Raw genomic sequence first — 18,195 nt, forward strand, 5'->3', positions numbered from 1 at the left:
AGCCGAGCATTATCTACCGATTGGCGCGATCCCGCCGGTTTCGATGCGGTCGCGTACGTCACGCACCGTTCCATGCCCCGGAATCACCGCGTCGGCGGCAATCTCGGCCAACGGCAGCAGCACGAAGGCGCGCTGGTGCAGGTACGGATGCGGCACCTGCAGCCCCGGCAGGTCGATCGTCGCCTGCGCGTACAGCAACAGGTCCAGGTCCAGGGTGCGCGGGCCCCAGCGTTCGCCGGGCAGGCGCTGGCGGCCGTGGCGGTGTTCCAGATCCAGCAGCGCCTGCAACAAGTCCGGCGCCGGCAGCGCGGTGCTCACCAGCGCCGCGGCGTTGATGAAGTCCGGCTGGTCCTCGCGGCCCCAGGCCGGGCTGCGGTACAGCTGCGAGGCGCGCAGCAGGCGGGTCTGCGGCAGGGTGTCGAGCGCGGCCAGGGCCGCGCGCAGGGTCGCCGCGGCGTCGCCGAGGTTGCCGCCCAGGCCGATGCAGGCCTGGACCGGCGCCGGTGTCGCGGCGCTCACTCGACGGGCGTGGCGGCGTCCGGACGGCGCCGCCGGCGCCGGCGGCGCTTGGGCGTCTCTTCGCTGTCGGCCGGCGGCGCAAAGGCCAGCTCGTCGCCGGCGTAATCCACCTCCGGATCGAAGCCGCGCGGCGGCGGCGCGTAGCCGGGCTGCTGCTGCAGCTCGCGCCAGTAGGCGATGTCGGCCGCATGCTCGTCCGAGGCCGACTGGCGCACGATCAGGAAATCGAACGCGGCACGGAAGCGCGGGTGCGAGAGCGTGCGCATCACCCGCTTGCGCTGGCGCGAGGTGAAGCGCGACTGCAGCAGCCAGATCTCCTGCATCGGCAGCGAGAAGCGCCGCGGCAGCGCCACGGTGCTCAGTTGGTGCAGGGTCACCCGGTCGGCGGCGCGGCGTTGCGCCTCCTCCATCTGCATGCCCTGCTTCTGCAGGGTCATCAACGCACGGCAATAGGCCGGCCACAGCAGCAGCGCGAACAGGAACGCCGGCGATACCGGCTCGTCGTTGGCGACGCGGTTGTCGGTGTTGCGCAGGCCCTCGATCAGCATCCGCCGCAATGCGCCGCTGCGGTTGGAGCGCAGCGCCGCCGCGCTCTCCGGGAATAGCGCGGCGAGCAGCCCGTGCCGCTCCAGGCCCTCGAAGCTGGCCACGCCGTGGCCGGACAGGAACAGCTTGAGCACTTCCTCGAACAGCCGCGCCGGGGCGGCCTCGGCCAGCAGCCCGGCCAGGCGCGGGATCGGCTCGGCGGTACCGGCCTCGATCTCGAAATCGAGCTTGGCCGCCAGGCGCACCGCACGCAGCATGCGCACCGGGTCTTCGCGGTAGCGCTGCTCCGGGTCGCCGATCAGCTTCATCAGCCGCGCCTGCACGTCCTCGAAGCCGCCGACGTAGTCGCGCACCGAGAAGTCCTCGATGGCGTAGTACAAGGCGTTGCAGGTGAAGTCGCGGCGCACCGCATCGTCCTCGATGCTGCCGTAGACGTTGTCGCGGACCAGGCGGCCGTTGTCCACCTCGCGGTCGCCGCTGCCGTCGTCGACGTTGGCGCGGAAGGTGGCCACCTCGATGATCTCGCGGCCATAGACCACGTGCGCCAGGCGGAAGCGGCGGCCGATCAGGCGGCAGTTGCGGAACAGCTGCTTGACCTGCTCGGGCGTGGCGTCGGTGGCGACGTCGAAGTCCTTGGGCTGGACCTGGACCAGCAGGTCGCGGACCGCGCCGCCGACCAGGTACGCGCCGAAGCCGGCCTCGCGCAGCCGGTACAGCACGCGCAGGGCGTTGGGGCTGATGTCCTTGCGCGAGATGGGGTGCTGATCGCGCGGGATCGCGCGCAGGGTGAATGGCGATGGAACTGGCGGATTGATGATGGCGCTTCCGTATCGGGTTGCGGGATTGCCGAAGGGCGGCGAGACCCATATACTAGCGCGCTGCAATCGACGCGACCAAACGCTCCCTTCGTCTAGTGGTTAGGACGTGGCCCTCTCAAGGCTAAAACAGGGGTTCGAGTCCCCTAGGGAGCGCCATCCTCGCCTCGCCTGCAGCGCGACACAGCAGAAACCCCGCCTTGGCGGGGTTTTTTGCGTTCTGGGGCCGGCGATCGACAACGCCGCATCCTGGGTGGCGCAGGCGCAGGTCGCCCTCTATCAAGCGGAGGCAGGCGCCGGCCAGCGTCTCGAAGAACGCCCAGGCGCCCATGCCGGCCTGGGCGAAGGCTCAATCGCACAGGCGCAGGAGCTGAGCGGCGACATTGGGCATGTCGCCGCGGGTCAGCTCGCGCTGCGTCAGCGGCCGCCCTCCCCCGCCGCGATGGCGACCGGCGCCGACGCGGTCTCTGCCACCGCATCGTGCGCATGCAGGCTTTCCAGATGCCGCACCTGCACCTGTACGTCGGCGTAGCGCACACCCAGCGCCTGCTGCAGGCGCCGCGCGGCGTCCTCCACGTACATCAGGTTCTCGCCGTTGCGGCGCGCGAACGCCTGTTCGTCGGCGCGGCGCACCGCCGCCTGCACCGGCGTGGCCAGGGCCTGCTCGGCCAGCACGATCACTCCCTCGGCGTCGAAGCGCACCGCGCGGGCCGACACGCCGACCCGCACCGAGGCCACGCTGCGCTGGCTATGCGGGGTGGCATGGCTGCCGTGCCGGAGCAGCCAGTCCGCAACCGCCTCGCGCGGGACCGAGGCCTGGTCCGCGTGCTGCTGCACGAACGCCTCGCTGAGCAGTTGCCGCGCCAGCGCCGCCGAGCATGGGCAGGTCGAGGAATACAACAACTCCACGCCCAGCCCCAGGCGGACCACGCCGCCGCGCAGCTCGGCGTCGATCCGCAGCGGATACGCCCGCCAGCCGGCCAGCCCCGGACTGCGCAGCGCCGGGCTGCGACGCAGCAGTTCCAGGCGCAGCGACACCCGTGCCGCGGTCGAGGCGCAGTCGGCATGGCTGTGCACCATCGCCCGCAGCAACTGCGACAGCCGCGACGGCGACAGCGGCTGCTGCGCGCTCTCGTCGAGGAGGCGGTACAGCCGCGACATATGAATGCCCTTGACCTGCGCCGACGGCAGGTCGACGGCGAGCGCGGCCTGCGCCGGCACGGGTGCCGCAGGTGCGCCCTCGCCCACCTCCAGACAGATCGGCAGCGCGATGCCGTCCATGCCCACCCAGTTCAGGGGTGCGGCGATCTGCGAAGGTTCGTCGGCGGCGACATCGGGCAATGGCGAGGGGATCTGCAGGTTCATCGGATCGGCGGGAGCGGCGAGGGAGCGAGGAAAGGCAAGCGAGATCAGAGCGACTATTGTTATAAAGTAACACAACAAACGCACACCTACGGGACCATCGATCGCACACCTCAGCCATTGGGAGTGCCAGGCGCCATCGCCGGGAGGACCTCAATGAATGTCTATGGGCTGTGCGGATCTGCTCGCAAGGATTCGCCCGGACCCTCATCCGCCCCTGCGGGGGCACCTTCTCCCGGTGGGAGAAGGGAGAGGCCAAAGCCCCTCTCCCACCGGGAGAGGGGTTGGGGTGAGGGTACGGCACGCGCAGCACCCTCGCCGATCCGGCAATGCCTTCAGTTGCTCGCTGCAGACACATCGCTCCGGGCGCGGCACGCGCACCGCGTGCGCGTGCGCATCGGCATCAACCCTGCATCTGTTCCAGTTCGCGGCCCCTGGTCTCGTGGACGTACTTGAGCACGAAGAACACCGAGACGAACGCGGCCACGGTGTAGATGCCGTAGGCGCCGGCCAGGCCGATACTGCCGAGCAGGATCGGGAAGGTCACGGTGATGGCGAAGTTGGACATCCATTGCGCCGCACCGGCCACCGCCAGCCCGGAGCCACGGATCTGGTTGGGGAACATCTCGCCCAGCATGACCCACATCACCGGGCCCCAGGACATGTTGAAGAACACCACATAGACGTTCACGGCAACCAACGCCAAACGGCCCATGCCCGGCGACATCGCCAGCTTGCCGGCCGCGTCCAGCGAGGCGCTGGCGAAGGCTAGCGTGACCAGCGCCAACGACACGGCCATGCCGGCCGAGCCGATCCACAGCAGCGGCTTGCGCCCGATCTTGTCGATCAGCATCACGGTGATCAGGCAAGCGCCGATGCTGAGGCCGCCGTTGACGACGCTGGTCTTCAGCGCGTCGCTTTCGGAGAAACCCACCGATTGCCACAGCACCGCACCGTAATAGAAGACCACATTGATGCCGACCAGTTGCTGGAAGGTGGCCAGACCGATGCCGATCCACACGATCGGGCGGACCTTGCCGGTGACCCGGCTGACCAGATCCGACAGGCGCGGCTTGTGCTGATCCGCCGACAGCGACGCGGAAATTTCGGTGAGCTTGGCCTGCGCTTCGCGCGGCCCGTAGAGCTTGCCGAGCACGGCCAAGGCGTCGTCGCGGCGGCCCTTGACCACCAGGTAGCGCGGGCTCTCCGGGATCGCCAGCAACAACAGCAGGAACAGCAGCGACGGGAACGCCTGCATCCAGAACATCCAGCGCCACGCGGCCTGGCCCAGCCACAAGGGCTCGGTCGAGGCACTGGCCAGCTTGACCAGCAAATAGTTGCTGAGGAAGGCGCAGAACAGTCCGCTGATGATGGCGATCTGTTGCACGGTCGCCAGGCGCCCACGGTAACGCGCCGGGGCGACCTCGGCGATGTAGGCCGGCGACATCACGCTGGCCGCGCCCACCGCGAAGCCGCCCATCATCCGCGCGAAGATGAAGAATCCGGAACTGTGCGAAGCGCCAGCGCCCAGCGCGGACAGCAGGAACAGCACCGCGGAAATGATCAGCACCGCCCGCCGTCCCAGCCGGTCGGCCAGCCAACCGGCGAAGAACGCGCCGACCGCGCAGCCCAGCAACATCGACGCCACCTCGAAGCCGGTACCCGCCGCGCTGGAATGGAAGGTCTGCTTGAGGCCATCGACAGTACCGTTGATGACCCCGCTGTCGAAACCGAACAGGAAGCCGCCGATGGTGGCGACGCAGCTGATCAGGATGATGAGGCGGGTGTTCTCGCCGGCGTCGGCGTGGCGATCGATCGGAACACTGGACATGGGTTCACCTGGTGGCGTGCAAGAGGAAGACGGCCGGCGCGCGGGAAGCAGCGTGCGCGGCGGCGGCATCGGGCCGCCGCCGCGCACCGGTTCAGCGCAGCAGGTACTGGTTGATCAGGTTCTCGTAGGCTTCCTGGCGGCCGCTGCGCTGGGTCGGCTCGCCGGCCTGCGCGGCATGCGTGGCAAGGTCGACCAGCGTGCTCTTGCCGGCGGCGAAGGCCGCACCGGCACCACTGTCGAAGCTGGCGTAGCGCTCGCGGCGCCACTGCTCCAGCGGCGAGGCGGTGAGCAGCGCGTGGGCGACTTCCAGGCCACGCGCGAACGCGTCCATGCCGCCGATGTGGGCGATGAACAGGTCCTGCGGATCGGACGACTCGCGGCGCACCTTGGCGTCGAAGTTGAGTCCGCCCGGGGCCAGCCCGCCCTGCCGCAGCACCACCAGCATCGCGCCCACGGTGTCGTAGAGATCGACCGGGAACTGGTCGGTGTCCCAACCGTTCTGCGGATTGCCGCGGTTGGCGTCGATGCTGCCGAGCAGGCCGGCATCGCTGGCCACTTGCAGGTCGTGCTCGAAGCTGTGCCCGGACAGGGTGGCGTGGTTGGCCTCGATGTTGAGCTTGAAGTCCTGGTCCAGGCCGTGCTGGCGCAGGAAGCCGACCACGGTGGCGCTGTCGAAGTCGTACTGGTGCTTCATCGGCTCCATCGGCTTGGGCTCGATCAGGAAATTGCCCTTGAAGCCGATGCTGCGCCCGTAGTCGCGGGCCAGGGTCAGGAACCGCGCCAGGTGCTCCTGCTCGCGCCGCATCTGCGTGTTGTGCAGGCAGGCGTAGCCTTCGCGGCCGCCCCAGAACACGTAGTTCTCGCCGCCCAGTTCCACCGTCGCTTCCAGCGCGGCCTTGACCTGCACCGCCGCGCGCGCGACCACGTCGAAGTCCGGATTGGTCGCCGCGCCGTTCATGTAGCGCGGATGCGAGAACAGGTTGGCGGTGCCCCACAGCAGCTTGACCCCGGTGTCGGCCTGGCGCTGCTGGGCGATGCCGACCATGTGCTTGAGGTTCCTTTCGTACTGGCCGATGTCCTCGGCGTCCGGCGCCAGATCGACGTCGTGGAAGCAGTAGTACGGCACGCCGAGCTTGGTGAAGAACTCGAACGCGGCATCGGCCTTGGCCTCGGCGCGGCCCAGCGCATCGCTGCCGGCATCCCAGGGATAGGCGCGGGTGCCGGGGCCGAACGGATCGGCGCCATTGCCGCAGAAGCTGTGCCAGTAGGCCACGGCGAAGCGCAGGTGCTCGGCCATGGTCTTGTCGCCGATGCGCTTGCCGGCGTCGTAGACCTTGAACGCCAGCGGATTGTCCGAGGCCTTGCCTTCGAACGGAATGCGGCCGATGCCCGGGAAATATTCCTTGGCGCCGGTGTAGACGGAAGTGCTCATCACGAAGTCCTGGTGCGTTGCGGGGGAAAGGGAATCACGCGGCGTACAGCGGGCCGATGGCCTGCAGATGCCGCTGGAAGCTCTGGTAGTGCGCCTGGTACTGCGCGCCGCGTTGCGCATCCGGCTGCGCGGACCGCGCCGGGTCGTCCTGCTGGTGCTGCAGCACCACCTCGGCCAGGCTGGCGCGCTCGCCCTGCGCCCAGCCGTCGGCCCACAGCGCCTGCAGCGCGGCGCCGAACGCCGCACCCTCGGCCTGCGCCGGCACGTGCACCGGCAGCCCGAACAGGTCGGCGATGAGCTGGCGCCAGCCGGCGCTGTTGCTGCCGCCGCCGGTGAGGGAGATGGCATCGAACTGCAGCCCGGCGTCGACGAAGGCGTCGAAACCGTTGCGCAGGCTGTAGCTGGCGCCCTCCATCGCCGCGCGATAGAAATGCGCCGGCGTGGTGTTGTGCAGGTCCATGCCGGTCAGGCAGCCGCGCGCGGCCGGCAGGTTCGGGGTGCGTTCGCCGTTGAAGAACGGCAGCAGGACCAGTCCATCCGCACCGGGCGCGGTGGCGGCGAGCAACGCCTCGCCCTGCCCGGTCTTGATGCCGAACAGGCGCGCGATGGTCTCGGTGGCCACCGTGCAGTTCATGGTGCAGATCAGTGGTAGCCAGCCGCCGCTGGAAGAGCAGAACGCGGCCCAGCGTGCGTCCGGGTCCACCACCGGGCGCTCTGCATAGGCGAACAGGGTGCCGGAGGTGCCCAGGCTCATGCTCAGGCGTCCCGGCACCACGTTGCCGGTGCCGATCGCCGCCATCATGTTGTCGCCGCCGCCGGTGGCCACGCGCACCTCGCGCGGCAGGCCCAGCGTCTGCGCCGCGGCAGCGGACAGGGCAAAGCTGCTCTCGGTCGGCACCAGCGGTGGCAGCGCCGCGGCCAGGTCGCGCTGCGGATCGATCGCCTGCAGCAGCGGCACCGACCATTGCCGGGTGCGCACGTCCAGCCAGCCGCTGCCGGAGGCATCGCCGACTTCGGCATAGCGCTCGCCGGTGAGCCAGAAATTGACGTAGTCGTGCGGCAACAGCACCGCGGTCATCGCGGCATAGGCATCGGGACGATGCTTGCGCGTCCACGGCAGCTTGGAGGCGGTGTAGCCGGCCAGGATCGGATTGCCGGCCAGTTCCACGCAACGCTGCGCGCCGCCGACCGCGTCCATGATCTCCTCGCACTCGCGCTGGGTGCTGGTGTCGCACCACAGCTTCACCGGCGCGGTGACCTGGCCTTGCGCATCCAGCGGCACGAAGCCGTGCTGCTGCCCGGACACCGCGATGGCCCGCACCTGCGCCCGCTGTTCGGCACTCAACGCGGCGAAGCAGGCGACGATGCCGTCGATCCACCACTGCGCCTGCTGCTCGCGGGTGCCGTCGTCGCGGCTGATCAGGTCCAGCGCATGACCGTGGGTGGCCACCACCTGCCGGCTGTCGGCATCGTAGGCGAGCAGCTTGACGCTCTGCGTGCCCACGTCCAGGCCGATGTACAGACTCATTGCCCTACCCGCCACATCGTGCACACACCCAGTTCCATCATCGCTCCAGGAGAAAGGCCGGCGTGCGGGGACCGCCTGCCTTGACGCCGAGTGTAGTGCGCACTGCATGCATCACGTAGCGGCGCATGATGACGCTGCGCGTCGCGCTCTGCCAGGGCGACTCGAGCGATGGCGTGCGCACGCAATGGATCCGGCCGTCCTGCAGCCAATTCATGGTCAACGCATGCAGAAGCAGGACACGGATCGAGCCAACGGATGTCATTGCATGCAGTGATGGCCCGTCGCATGCGCGACACGATGGCGACTGGCGCGGTCTCGACTCTGCGCAGGATGTGTCTACACACGGCACCATCTTGATGCACTGCATCAAACCTGCGCGCAAGGCGCGCGCATGTTGCACCGTTGCGCATTCGATGCATCCCTTCTCCCAATGGACCATGGCCCGCTTCGGGGGAAGTACCCCAGGGAGCAGATGAAGCGCTTCGCTCCGTACCCTCACCCCAACCCCTCTCCCGACGGGAGAGGGGCTCAAGCGCACCGCTGCCGCTTCTCGCGCCAGGCTCATCGGGCCCGCGCCGCGAAGGCATGGCCGGCCCCCTTGCGCGGCACCTCCAGGGGTTGGCCGCGATACTCCACGCTGGCGTCGGCGGCGGGTTCGAGCGCGCCGGCATCGTCGCGCGGGCCATCGACGAAGCGCACATGGAGGGTGCGTCGGTCCTGCATCCCTGGCCAGCGCCCCTCGCGCGCGCCGATGCGCAGCACGCCGCTGGCCTGGTCCCACTGCAACGGGATGCGGCTGAACTCGCCCTTCTCGTAGCCGTAGCCGGTGCCGTCGTCCTCGTACAGCGAGAAGCGGCCGTCGGCGCCGGTATAGACCACCACGGTCAGCGGTGCGTCCGGGATCTGGTCGACGTACTGCTGCACGCGGGTCATCGGCACGATGGCGCCGGCGCGCACGAACAGCGGCATGCGCTGCAGCGGCGCGGCGGCGTCGATGGTCTGGCCGCCGGCGTGGCGCGCGCCGCTATTGAAGTCGATCCAGTCGGTGCCCGCCGGCAGGTAGACCCGGCGCGAGGTCGCACCGAAGCGGGTCACCGGCGCGACCAGGAATGCCGGGCCGAACAGGTACTCGTCGTCGATGTCGGCAACTTTGGGGTCGTGCGGGAAGTCCATCGGCAGGCCGCGCATCATCACCCCGTCATGGTGATAGGTGTCGCCGGCGAGCGTGTAGATGTACGGCAGCAGCGCGTAACGCAGGCGGCTGTAGTAGGCCATGCTGGCGTAGTACGGCGTGCCTTCCGGCGCGATGTTCCAGATCTCGCGGTACGGGAACTGGCCGTGCGAGCGGAACAGCGGCACGAAGGCGCCGAACTGGAACCAGCGCGTGTTGAGTTCGCGCCACTCCGGCAGGTGCGCCGGGTCCTGGCTTTCGTAGCGCTTCTCCACGGCGAAGCCGCCGATGTCGAAGGTCCAGTTCGGCAGGCCCGACATCGACAGGTTGACGCCGGCGGAGATCTGCTCGCGCATGTCCTCCCAGCGCGAGGCGATGTCGCCGCTCCACACCGCCACGGCGTTGCGCTGGATGCCGGCGTAGCCCTTGCGCGAGAGGATGAACACGCGCTTGCCGTCGGCGGCGCGGTCGCCGGCATAGACGCCGTGGGTGTGCGGCAGCGGATAGGAATTGAAGAACTCGGTGGACGGCCCCAGCGCGGTCGGGGTGGTGCGCGCCTTGCGCTCGGCGATGTCCAGGTTGGAATGCACGTCAGGCTCGTCGGCATCCAGCCACCAGGCATCGATGCCCTTGCGGTTGAGCGTCTCGTCGATCTGCCGCCAGTAGATCGCCTGCGCATCGGCCGCATACGGGTCGTAGAACGCGTTGGTATAGCCCTTGCCGATCCAGTCCAGTTCGCCCACCTCGACGTTGCGCCGGTAGATGTGCCCGGCCTCGTCCAGTTCCTTGTAGTGGGCAGTGCTCGGGTAGAACTTCGGCCAGACCGAGATCATCAGTTGCGCGTGGCTGGCGTGCACCGCCTTGACCATCCCGTCAGGATCGGGAAAGCGCGCGCGGTCGAAGGCGTGCGATCCCCAGGCGTTCTCCGGCCAGTACGACCAGTCGAGCACGATGTTGTCGATCGGCAACTGGCGCCGGCGGTACTCGGCCAGCGCGCCGAGCAGTTCGTCCTGGGTCTTGTAGCGCTCGCGGCTCTGCCAGAAGCCGTAGGCCCACTTCGGCAGCAACACGGCCTTGCCGGTCAGCGTGCGGTAGCCGGCGATGACCTGGTCGGCGTTGTCGCCGGCGACGACGTAGTAGTCGATCATCTGCCCCGCTTCCGACCACAGCGACAGGTCGCCGGCTTCGGCCGCCGGCAGCGGGTCGCGATGCAGCAGCGCGATGTAGCTGGGATCGATCAGGTCCCATTCGACCTTGAGGGTATGTCGTTGGCCGGGTTGCAGTTGCAGCGCGAACTCGTGGTGCCAGGGGTTCCAGTTCTGCCGCCAGCGGTCGACCAGCAGCTTGCCGTCGACCCACAGCCTGGCGTACTCGCTGGCGTAGAGCGAGAAGGTATGCGTGCCGCCGCGCTCGGCCTCGATCTGGCCCTCCCAGCGCACCTGCATGTGGCGCTTGTCGCCGGGCTTGGCCGCGGCGGGAAACTTCGCCAGGTCCTTGATGTACTGATAGTCGATGTCGGCTTCGCGACGCTCCAGCACCGGCTTGCCGTCGATCGCGTAGTGCGCGGTCAGCGCGCCGGGCTTGCCGTGCGCGTCGTACAGGCGCAGTGTCGCCGGCAGCGGCTGCAGCCCGCGCGGATCGCCGAAGCGGGTGATCGCGTTGTTGTCCCACAGGATGCCGTAGTGGCGGCTGGACACCAGGTACGGCACCGCCATGTCGAGATTGCTCTGCAGCAGCTCGATGTCGTGGCCCTTCTGGTTCATCCAGCCCTGCTGGTGCTGGCCGAACCCGTAGAAGGCCTCGTCGGGCGGCGAGACGAAGCGCTGGCGCACGCTCAGGTAGTGGCGGCCCTCGACCTGCAACGGCGCGAAGCTGCGCCCGCCCGCCACTTCCGCCAGCAGCGGCGTGCCCTGCGCATCGGTGAAGCCGACATGGCCGTCCACAGTGGACACCTGCGCGGTCATTCGCGCGGTCTTGAGCTGCACCGTGTCGCCACGCTGCTCCAGCGTAAAGCGGGTGTCGCCCTGCACCGGCACCCGCATCAGGCTGGGCGTGCGCTGGAACGTACCGGTGGGATCGGCGCTGACCCGGACGATGCCGCGGTCGATCACCTGCAGGCGTACCGGCGCCGCGCCCTTGGCGCTGGGATGCACGGTGATGCCATCGGCATCGCGGGTCACCTGCTGCGCGGCGGCGGACGCGGCGACCGCGAGCAACGCCAGCGCCAACAGGCGTGGCAACGAAGGCGGCAGGCAACGGTTGGCGTGGTGCATGTTCACTCCCTTGGAAAGTCACGCGGCACGGCGCGTCTGGCGCCGCCGCGTCGTCAATAGGTCGCCAGGGTGACGCGCAGCAATTGCGGCACGTCGGAAAAGTTGAGTCCGTAATCGGTCTGGTCGCCGTTCCAGTTGCGCCGGAACCGCCACTGCTCGCCGTCGTACACGCCCTCCTCGACCCGGTCGTAGAGCATGTTGGCGGTCGCGGCGCTGGCCGGATGCAGGGTCACCCGTGCGTGCTGGGCGGTGATCAGGAAGGAGTCCGGGCCGAGTTCGGCGATCAGCGCCGCGCCGATCGGCGCGGGATTGCCGGGCGCTTCGCCCTGGAACCAGAACTGCGGCACGCCGTAGGTGACGGTGGCGCTCCAGCGCGCGTTGAGCGGCAGCTCCTGCACCGCCTGGCCCGGCGCCTCGGCGGTGCCGTGCAGCTTGCCGGCGGCCGCGGCGCGGGCGAACACGCGCATGCCCATGCCCACCGCGCGATAGCCCAGCGCGAACGGCGCCAGCACCTGCGCGTCCACGCGCTTGGCGCCGAGCGGATAGTTGGAGTAGCCGCTGTAGTCGACGCCGAAGGTCGACCAGCCGATGCCGTCGTGGCCCAACGCCGGATACAGGTAGCGCGCGTACTCGGGGCGGTTGCCGGTTTCGGCGACGAACAGCGCGTTGTCGGGGCGCGCATAGCGCTGCAGCACCGTGGTGTACAGCGGGTACTCAGGCATGTAGATGTCCGGCGCCAGCAGGTCGATGTGCGGGGCCGCCGCCTTCCACACGTCCAGCACGTTGTCGGTGGGGCCTCCGCTGGCGTACTGCCCGGGCTGGCCCGGATTGAACGGGCCGCGCAACGCCGCATTGACGTAGATCGGCAAGGGATACGCGGCCTTGCCGGCCTCGGCGACGCGGTCGATGAAGTGCGCGATGTGCCAGGCGTGGAAGATCTCGTCGGCATCGGCGCCGAACACCTGCGCCCAGTTGCCCGGCGCCTTGCCGAGCCGCTGCAGCAACGCCTGCGGCACCGGGCCGTCGAACACGCGCTGCGCCATCGGCGAGAAGTCGCGCGCACTGCCGTAGGTGCCGGGCTCGTTCTCGGCCTGCACCATGATCACGGTGCGCTGCGGATCGGCCTGGCGCAGATGCCGCATGAAGGCAACGAAGGCGGTGCGGTCGGCCTGCAGCGTGGCCGGCGCCAGCGGCGACAGCGAACCCAGGCGTCGCCCGTCGCGCGTGACCACGCGCGGGAAGCGCGCATCGTCGGTCTTGACCCAATGCGGCGCGTAGTTGGGGCCGTTGTTCTTCCAGGTGCCGAACCACAGCAGCACCAGCCGCACCCGCTGCGCGCGCGCCTGCGCCAGCAGGGTATCGACGAAGGAGAAATCGAAGCGGCCCTCTTCCGGTTCCACCTGCTCCCAGGCGATCGGCACCTGCACCGTGTTCGGCCCCAGCGCGCGGATCGCCGGCCACACCTGCGCCAGCGCCGCCGGATAGTTGCTGGAGTTGTTGACCTGCGCGCCGAGGATCAGGAACGGTTCGCCGTCGACCAACAAGGCATGCCGACCGTCGGTGCTCACCAAGCGCGGGATCGGTGCCTGGGCCGGCGCCGATGTCGCGGCAGCAGGCGTGTGCGCATCCGCCGACGGCGCATCCGACGCGGCCCGGCAGGCGCTCAGCAGCAGCGACAGCAGGACAGGCAGCCGCCACGCGGTGCGCAACGCGCGCGACGGCGATCCGGTTCTTCGCATGCGGCCGATGCCCTGCCTCACCAGTCGTCGCTGCGGAACGGACCCACCGGCAACTGCTCGCGGTTGACCAGGTTGGCGTCCTCGGGGTTTTCGCTCCAGGCGTAGCGCACTGCCTGCGGCTGCGGCACCGCGTCGCTGCGGACCACCACCTGGTCGCCCTCGATGCGCGCCTGTGCCGGATGGAAGCGGCGATCGGCGCCGGCCAGGGCGAAGCCACGCACCACAGTGCCGCCGCCACGCAGCGCCAGGGTGCTGCCCATCAGGTCGAACATCACCCGCGCCTGGCCATCGGCGAACGTGGCGCGCGCGAACACCGGCGCGCTGTAGACCAGGGTTTCGCCGTAGGCCACGTGGCGTGCGACCAGCGCCAGGCGATGCCCCACGTCCTGTTTGTTGGGGGGATGGATGTTGTCCGGCGTGCCGACGTCGATGGTCACCGCCTGCCCGGTGGCCGGCAGCGCCAGCGTCCTGGTCTGCGATTCGCGCAGTTGCGCCCACGGACTCAGGTCGCCCTGATCGTTGCCGGCCTTCCAGTTGGCCAGTTGCACCCACAGGAACGGCAGCTGCGGCTGTCCGCGCTCCTGCCGCCAGCGCCCGATCAGCGAGGCGAACTGCTCGCGGTAGCGCAGCGCGCCATACGGGTAGGCGTTGCTCTCGCCCTGGTACCAGATCACGCCCTTGACCGGGAACGGCTGCAAGGGGTGGATCATCGCGTTGTACAGCAGCGTCGGCACCTGGTTCTTGTCGTCGTTGGCGGCCAGCGTGACCTTGCCCGGGCGGAACTGCCAGTCGCCGGCCAGCGAGCGCGGCCGACCGCCGTCGGGCTGCACGAAGAACGCCGCCGCATCGCCGGGAATGCCGCCGAAGCCGCCGGTATCCAGGATGCGGATCGCGATGTGGTTGACGCCGGCGCGCAGCGCTGCCGGCGGCACGCGGTAGCGGCGCGGTTCGGTGTAGCGCCCTTCGGTGTGGCCGACCTCCACGCCATTGACGTAGGTGGTGTCGGCATCGTCGGCCGGGCCGATGCCCACGACGGCGCCGGCCTTGGCTTCGGCTGCACTGAGGGTGAAAGTGCTGCGGTACCAGGCGACGCCGTCCATGCCGACGTAGCCATGCTGTTCCCACAGCCCCGGCAGCGGCTGACGGTCCCAGTCGCGGTCGTCCAGATCGGCGGCGGCCCAGCCGGCATCCGCATCCGCGGTGGTCGGCTGCGGCCAGCGCGCCAGGCGCCGCCGGGTCTCGCCGAGGTCCTGTGCGTCCTTGGCCTGCATCTGCGCGATGCGCGTGCGCACCTGCGCCACATCCACGCCCGGCGAGGCCGCGTCCATCCAGGCCTCGATCGCACTGCCGCCCCAGGTGCTGTCGATGATGCCGATCGGCACGCCGGTGCGCTGGCGCAGCTCGCGCGCGAAGAAATACGCCACCGCCGAGAACGCGCCGGCAGTGGCCGGCGTCGCCGCGACCCAACTGCCGCCGGGCAGCCGCGGCTGCGGCTGCGCCGCCCAGGCCTTGGGCACCTTGAAGTTGCGCAGTTGCGGATCCGTTGCCGCCGCCACTTCGCGCGCGCCGTCGCGCGCCTGCGCCAGCGGCCACTCCATGTTGGACTGGCCGCTGGCCAGCCACACGTCGCCGATCAGCACATCGCCGATGCGGCGCTGGCTGCCGTCGCCCTGCACGTCCAGCACGTACGGGCCACCGGCCGCGTGCGCCGGCAACTGCAGTTGCCAGCGGCCATCGCGGCCTGCGACCGCACTGGCGCTGGCGCCGTCCAGGCGCGCCTGGATGCGAGCGCCCGGCGCGGCCCAGCCCCACACCGGGATCGGCGCATCGCGCTGCAGGACGGCGCCGTCGGCGAACAGCAACGGCAATTGCAGTTCCGCCGCGGCTGGCCATGACGCGAACGCCAGCGCCAGCAGCGCCAGGCGAACGGTGGGATGCAGCGGTCTTGCCATGAGCGGTTCCTGCGTCGGGAGGAAAAGCCGGCGGCAGCCACCCGCCTCGCCGCAGGCGGACCGCACGCCGGAGATTGCTGCGCGCCTACCAGTTGGCGCGCAGCACCAGCGAGTAGCGACGATCGTTGACGAACCAGCTGCGCGTGTACAGATGCCGGTCGACCTCGCCATCGCTGTAGGAGGTCGGCCCCATCAGCACCTTGGTCTCCGCGTTGGTGATGTTGTTGGCCTGGATGCCCAGTTGCAGGTGCGGCGTGAACCGATAGAACACCGAGCCGTCGAGCTGGCCGTAGTCGTCCGACCAGGTCGGCAGCTTGGTCGACACGTCGCTGGCGGTCAGCAGGTAGCGCGAGCGCCAGTTGTAGGCCAGGCGCACCGACAGCGGGCCCTTTTCGTAGATGCCGGCAAGGTTGTAGCTGCGCCGCGACAGCCCTTCCAGCGGCAGCGCCACGCCGGTGACGGTGGTCTTGGTGTAGGGATCGGTGGCGGTGTTCACGCCGCCGCTGCTGTCGACGAAGGTGAAGTTGGCATTGACGCCGAAGCCGCTCATCCAGCCCGGCAGCGAATCGAAGAACTGCGTGTAGCCGTACTCGAAGCCGCGGATGCGGCCCTTGTCCATGTTGTACGGACGCGTCACCAGGAAGTCCTGACCGCCGTAGTTCTCGGTGACGGTCTGGTTGGAGAAGTAGTCCTTGACGCTCTTGTAGAACAGCGTCACGTACATCATGTCGCTGCTGTCGAAATACCACTCCAGCGCGGCGTCGTACTGATCGGCCTTCATCGGCTTGAGGTTGGGATTGCCGGCGGAGCCGGTCCAGTCCTTCAGCGAGCCATCGTCGTTGACGGTGGCGGTGAGCAGCAGATATGGCTGCAACTGGGTGTAGTCCGGCCGCGCCATCGCCTTGGACGCGGCAAGGCGCAACTGCAGCGCATCGGAGAACTTGAAGCGCAGGTTCAGGCTCGGCAGCACGTCGGTGTAGCTGCCGCGCGCGTCGTTCGGGAAGTACTGTCCGTAGTACTGGGCCTTGAGCGCATCCGAGGCCGAGGTGGCGGACAGGTCCGGATACTGGCCGTAGCCCGAGGCCTCGGTCCTGGTCTGCACCACGCGCACGCCGATGTTGCCGTCCACCGGCACGCCCAGGGCGGTGTCGTTGCCGAAGTACATCACCATGTACGCAGCCTGGGTGCGCTCGAACTGGCGGTTGGTGTCCTGCAACTGGTACTGGTCCGGTGACCAGCCATAGCCGCGCAGCGCGACGATCTGCTCGATCAGCGCCGAGGTGCCGGCGTAATCCTTGACCGCGCTGTTGCGCGGGAAGTACAGGTTGTTGGGCACGCGCACATTGCCGCGCAGCAGGTTCGAAAAGGAATACAGCGACGAGGACGCGGTCATGTAGCTGGCCAGGTCGGCCAGGCCGGTGGCGGTGCCGGGGATGGTCGCCCAGTTGTCGCTGATCACGCCCCAGTTGTAGCCGGAATTCTTGTTGGTCTGGGTGCGGTCGGTGGCGCGGATGCCGGCACGGAAGGTGCGCAGCCACGGGTTGTCGTCGTAGCTGTATTCCAGGTCGAAGCGCGTGGCCAGTTCGCGGCCGCGGTTCTTGGCCAGGTGATCCATCGCCGCACTCCAGAAGTAGTTGGAGGGGTCGGCGGTGTAGCTCGGGTCGGCCAGGGTCACCGCAGGGTACTTGCTGCTGAGGTCGAAGCTCAGGCCCGGCAGGTAGATCGAGCTGAACAGGGTGAAGTCCAGGGTGTCGCTCTGCGACTGCACCAGTTGCATGTCGCCGCGCACGGTCAGCCGGTCGGTCAGACGATGGGTGAAGCCGCCGGACAGATCGGAGGTGGTGGTGCTCTGCTGCGCGTAGCGGTTGTCGGTGTAGAAGCGCACGCCGTCGTTGCCGGTGACGTTGCCGCGCCAGGAACTGGACACCGGCGAGCCGCTGACGAAACGGCCTGCGTCGTCGTAGGTGAAGGTGGTGCCGGGCGCCGGCGCGATCGCATTGGTGTCGTCGTTGAAGAACGCCGCGCGCTCCTGCCAGTTCATGTCGTAGGACGAGCGCAGGTATTGCACGTAGAGGTCGGTGGCGTCGCTGGGCCGCCACTGGAAGGCGGCGGCCACGCCCTTGCGCTTGCGTTCGAACTCCAGCTGGCGCCAGTTGACGCCACCGGGCACGTACACCTTGTCGAAGCTGGTGCCGGCCAGCAGAGCGGGATCGGTGCGGCGCACGAACGGTTCCACCTGGATGCCGTCGCTGCGCGTGGCCAGTTCCGAATGCGCCACATCGAGCATGAAGCCCATCTCGCCCAGGCCGGTGTTCCAGCGATCGCTGAACAGGAACGAGCCCGACGGCTTGTAGGTCTTGCTCAGGTCGCCGTAGTTGACGTCGGCGGTGAAGCCCACCACGCGGCCGGGCTGATCGAACGGCATGCGCGTGCGCAGGTTGACCGTGCCGCCGAGGCCGCCTTCGATGATCTCCGCCGAGGGATTCTTGTATACGTCCACGCCGGCCATCAGTTCGGCCGGCACGTCCTCGAAGCTGAGCCCGCGTCCGCTGGCGGCGCTGAAGCTGTCGCGGCCGTTGAGTTCGCCGCGCACCTGGGTCATGCCGCGGATCATCACCCCGCTGCCTTCGGCCGAGAAGTGGTCCGGGTCGTTGCGCGCCATGAAGTGATCGATGGTCACGCCGCTGACCCGCTGCAGGGTCTCGGTGACGCTGCGATCCGGCAGCGCGCCGATGTCCTCGGCGCTGACCGCGTCGACGATCTGCTCGGCGTCGTGCTTGATCGACTGCGACTTGATCAGGCTCGCCCGCACGCCCTTGACCTCGACCGCATCGAGCTGGACCGGATCGCTCTGCTTGGCGGCAGGCTGTTTGGTGGCCGGGTCAGCCTCCTGCGCCAGCGCCTGTGCGCTGAGCAATACGCCGATGCTCAGCGCGATGAGCGAATACGGCAAAACGCGGGGACGGCGCGACGCTGCGGTCGGCCAGGCCGGACCACGGGGATGCTGCGATGCCATGCTGTTTCCCT

11 protein-coding genes and 1 tRNA gene are annotated in these 18,195 nt (G+C 69.0%); 1 reads left to right on the forward strand and 11 read right to left on the reverse strand.

The genetic code is table 11. The features are described 5' to 3' along the window. Positions 1-9 precede the first annotated feature (9 nt). Both folK and pcnB read right to left on the reverse strand, forming a co-directional pair. Entirely contained in the window at positions 10-519 is a 510-nt protein-coding gene (folK, locus tag AC1PK7_RS12085; protein ID WP_420010000.1) for a 2-amino-4-hydroxy-6-hydroxymethyldihydropteridine diphosphokinase, read from the reverse strand. After that, positions 516-1,934 (reverse strand): polynucleotide adenylyltransferase PcnB, encoded by a 1,419-nt coding sequence (gene pcnB / locus AC1PK7_RS12090; RefSeq protein ID WP_295911571.1) that lies wholly within the window; start codon positions 1,932-1,934, stop codon positions 516-518. Before pcnB ends, folK begins: the two co-directional genes overlap by 4 nt. Positions 1,935-1,964: 30 nt before the next feature. Between pcnB and AC1PK7_RS12095 the strand changes: the two genes are divergently transcribed. Continuing rightward, positions 1,965-2,039: transfer RNA gene (locus tag AC1PK7_RS12095), tRNA-Glu, on the forward strand. A gap of 258 nt (positions 2,040-2,297) precedes the next feature. Here the strand turns inward: AC1PK7_RS12095 and folE2 are convergent. The 9 genes from folE2 to AC1PK7_RS12140 all read right to left on the reverse strand — a co-directional run bounded on the left by folE2 (position 2,298) and on the right by AC1PK7_RS12140 (position 18,106). Further along, positions 2,298-3,233 carry a GTP cyclohydrolase FolE2 gene (gene folE2, locus AC1PK7_RS12100; RefSeq protein ID WP_481100887.1) on the reverse strand — a complete coding sequence of 312 codons (936 nt, stop codon included), beginning with the start codon at positions 3,231-3,233 and terminating at the stop codon, positions 2,298-2,300. Positions 3,234-3,645: 412 nt separating this feature from the next. After that, entirely contained in the window at positions 3,646-5,073 is a 1,428-nt protein-coding gene (locus tag AC1PK7_RS12105) for a sugar porter family MFS transporter (RefSeq protein ID WP_267096561.1), read from the reverse strand. 91 nt (positions 5,074-5,164) lie between these two features. Beyond that, the gene (xylA, locus tag AC1PK7_RS12110; RefSeq protein WP_481098293.1) at positions 5,165-6,505 is read right to left on the reverse strand and encodes a xylose isomerase; all 1,341 of its coding nucleotides are present in this window, start codon (positions 6,503-6,505) and stop codon (positions 5,165-5,167) included. Between the two features lie 34 nt (positions 6,506-6,539). Beyond that, positions 6,540-8,033 (reverse strand): xylulokinase, encoded by a 1,494-nt coding sequence (xylB, locus tag AC1PK7_RS12115; RefSeq protein WP_267101323.1) that lies wholly within the window; start codon positions 8,031-8,033, stop codon positions 6,540-6,542. Positions 8,034-8,070: 37 nt separating this feature from the next. Further along, the gene (locus AC1PK7_RS12120; protein WP_481098294.1) at positions 8,071-8,247 is read right to left on the reverse strand and encodes a hypothetical protein; all 177 of its coding nucleotides are present in this window, start codon (positions 8,245-8,247) and stop codon (positions 8,071-8,073) included. 347 nt (positions 8,248-8,594) lie between these two features. Further along, positions 8,595-11,477 (reverse strand): TIM-barrel domain-containing protein, encoded by a 2,883-nt coding sequence (locus AC1PK7_RS12125; protein ID WP_481098295.1) that lies wholly within the window; start codon positions 11,475-11,477, stop codon positions 8,595-8,597. Between the two features lie 53 nt (positions 11,478-11,530). Further along, on the reverse strand, positions 11,531-13,216 hold the full coding sequence (locus AC1PK7_RS12130) for a DUF5597 domain-containing protein (protein WP_481098296.1): 1,686 nt from the start codon (positions 13,214-13,216) through the stop codon (positions 11,531-11,533). 17 nt (positions 13,217-13,233) lie between these two features. Then, positions 13,234-15,168: a sialate O-acetylesterase gene (locus tag AC1PK7_RS12135; protein ID WP_481098297.1), complete on the reverse strand. Its 1,935-nt coding sequence runs from the start codon at positions 15,166-15,168 to the stop codon at positions 13,234-13,236. A gap of 85 nt (positions 15,169-15,253) precedes the next feature. After that, positions 15,254-18,106 carry a TonB-dependent receptor gene (locus tag AC1PK7_RS12140; RefSeq protein WP_481100888.1) on the reverse strand — a complete coding sequence of 951 codons (2,853 nt, stop codon included), beginning with the start codon at positions 18,104-18,106 and terminating at the stop codon, positions 15,254-15,256. Positions 18,107-18,195 lie beyond the last annotated feature (89 nt).

The organism is Xanthomonas sp. NCPPB 3174, from assembly GCF_056725205.1.